Annotated in this window: 2 protein-coding genes; both read right to left on the minus strand. The window is 60.4% G+C overall.

Features of this window, described 5'->3' with window-relative positions:
• The coding region (locus AAC083_RS08925) for an ABC transporter substrate-binding protein (protein WP_108536378.1) at positions 1-1234 on the minus strand (1234 nt) is incomplete at its 3' end.
• An 8-nt stretch (positions 1235-1242) separates the two neighbouring features.
• Positions 1243-2005 (minus strand): methyl-accepting chemotaxis protein (locus AAC083_RS08930; protein WP_258224638.1); only part of this gene is annotated, 763 nt, incomplete at its 5' end.

The raw sequence follows: 2005 nt of genomic DNA on the forward strand, positions 1-2005 counted from the left end.
TGCCCTGATGAGCGGGATACCAGCCTTTCAGCCCCTGCTCCAGCCGGTCGGCGGCCGCCCTGGGCTCCATCTTGCCGAGCAGCACGGCCTGACTCACCTCGGCCAGCTCGTCTCCCAGTTTTGGCGTGCCACGGGAGAGGATCTGGGTCGCCACCCGAATGGTGGAGTCACACTGATCGCGCCACTCCATCATCTCTTTGGCCGCCGGGTTGGTGACATCAAAGAAGTGGTTGGAGAGGGAGAAGAACCCCGGCAGCGAGTTGGTATAGAGCTCGGCAAACTGGGAGGTGGTCAGCCACTGCAGGAAGACCATGGCTGCCTCCTTGTTCTTGCTGGCCGGGTTCAGCCCCATGCCGATATCGGTGTGATCGGTAAAGAAACAACCCTCCCCCTGTTTCGCCACAGGCGGACGCATGACGCCAAAGTCGACCTTGCCGGTGAAGGGGGCAATTTCCCAGGAACCCGCCACATAGAAGGCGGCCTTGCCGGAGGTAAACAGCTCATTGGTGGCGGCATAGTCCCGACGCTCTCCCCCCTCACCCAGATAGGGGCGCCAACGGGCCAGCTCCTCAAACACCTTGACGTATTGCGGGTTGTCGAGCCGCTCCTGGCCCCCGATCAGCGCCAGACGCCCATCTTCCCCCTTCCAGTAGTTGGGGCCTATGTTCTGAAAACCGAGTTCGGACGATACCCAGCTTTCAGAGCCACTCATGGCCAGCGGCACATAACGGCCATCTGCCTTCACCTTGTCGAGCGCGGCGAAGAAGGCATCACGGCTTTGCGGCACTGCCAAACCCAGCTCACTGAATATCTTCTTGTTATAGAAAAAACCATGAATGACCGAGGCCATGGGCACGCAGAAGGTCTGGGCGCCGGAGTCGGTCTGCCAGGGCGACTGGGCAAAACTCGGGAAGTTTTCCATCCCCGACATCTCGGTCAGCTCCGCCAGATGACCCGCTTTGAACAGAGCCAAAGAGTCATCAAACGGGCGACAGGTGATAAGATCCCCGGCCTTGCCATCCTTCAGGCTGGCCCACAAGGTCGGCATATAGTCGACGTTCTGCACACCGTTGAATTTCACCTCAATACCCGGGTGGGCCGCCTTGAAGGCGGGAATGATCTTCTGTTCCCACAAGGCCTTGTCATCGATCCGCCAGCTCTCGATCACCAGCTCGCTGGCCATCAGCTGTCCACACAACAGGAGACTCAGGGCCCCAATCCACTTTTTAGACATAAGCCCTCCTAGACCTTGAAATGTGCGATCAATTGCTGCTGCTTGGCGACCAGATCCGCCAGCACTTCACTGCTGCTGGCCGATTCTCTCGCCTCCCGCTCGGTCTCGTAGGCCACGTCGGCAATGCCCGCGATATGGCGAGCGACGCCCTGACTGACCGAGATCTGCTCCTGAGCGGCATGGGCAACCTGATCCGCCATCGACTTGATGGAAGTCATCCGTTCGGCGATGGACTGCAATGCCAGATCCATCTCGCGGGTCTGCTCGACACAGGTTTGGGTCTGCTCCTGACTGCGGCCCATCACTTCCACCACCTGCTTGCTCGAGTTTTGCAAGTTCTCGATCATCGCCTGGATCTCTTCGGTCGAGGTTTGGGTACGGTTGGCGAGCGCTCGCACCTCATCGGCCACCACGGCGAAGCCGCGACCGGCATCACCGGCCCGGGCCGCTTCGATAGCCGCATTCAGGGCCAGTAAATTGGTCTGCTCGGCGATGCTGCGGATCACGTCCAGAATGCTGCCGATATTGTTGCTGAACTCACCCAGCTTGTAGGTAATGCCGACGGCCTCTTCCATGGCGCCAGCCAGCTGCTCCGTGATACGACGAGTGGTCGCCACCTTCTGGCGACCGCTGCGGGCCTCGTCATCGGCCAGATCCACCTCCCGCTTGGTGCCATCGGTGGAGCGGGCCACCTCGGTAGCACTCACCTCCAACTCGGTGATGGCAGCAGCCACCTGATCGGTCTGGCTCTTCTGATCCTGTACCCGGGAC

Source organism: Aeromonas sp. HMWF014, assembly GCF_963878295.1.
GTDB classification, from domain to species: Bacteria; Pseudomonadota; Gammaproteobacteria; order Enterobacterales; family Aeromonadaceae; genus Aeromonas; species Aeromonas popoffii.